Source organism: Halobellus sp. Atlit-38R (assembly GCF_003665925.1).
GTDB classification, from domain to species: domain Archaea; phylum Halobacteriota; class Halobacteria; order Halobacteriales; family Haloferacaceae; genus Haloquadratum; species Haloquadratum inordinatus.
This window is the reverse complement of sequence record NZ_QXIJ01000306.1, coordinates 1-466: the sequence shown is the minus strand read 5'-3', so window position 1 is coordinate 466 and position 466 is coordinate 1. Positions and strand designations below refer to the sequence as shown.

The following is a 466-nucleotide window of genomic DNA, read 5'->3' as shown; positions in this document are numbered from 1 at the left end:
CACCCGAATCACGCATCCAGCGTGTGCTTGCTCACCGCCAAGCGACAGGGGTGAGACCGCAATGACACAACAGCCATCGAAGCTCCCGTACCCAGATGAACCTGCTGTCTTCGAGCTGCGCGCTCGTGACTGGGGCAGCATCTTCGGGCTTGGGCTCGCTGCGGCCGCGCTGGTGAGTCTGTCATCGTCGTTGCCAATCGCCTCACTCGTGGCGCTCGGCGTTGCGGGGGTCGTTAGTTCGGCCCCGCTTGCGTTCGTCCTTGGCCAGCTGGCGCTTATTCCAGTCGTGAGTGGACTCTCACCGGCCGTCGGCGTTGTACAACTTGGCCTCCTCGCTGTGTTAACAGAGCGAGCCCGGTCGTCACGTGATCCGACTACACTCGTCGTGACAAGTCTCGGGTGGGGCGCTCTAATCGCCCTTGTAGTAGGAACAAGCGAGCAGGGACTGCTCATCACAGGCGGGCTG

Annotated in this window: 1 protein-coding gene; it reads left to right on the top strand. The window is 62.4% G+C overall.

Annotation, left to right across the window (positions count from 1 at the left end):
- Positions 1–61: 61 nt before the first annotated feature.
- A partial coding sequence (locus D3D02_RS21380) for a hypothetical protein (RefSeq protein WP_233560730.1) occupies positions 62–466 on the top strand: 405 nt, incomplete at its 3' end.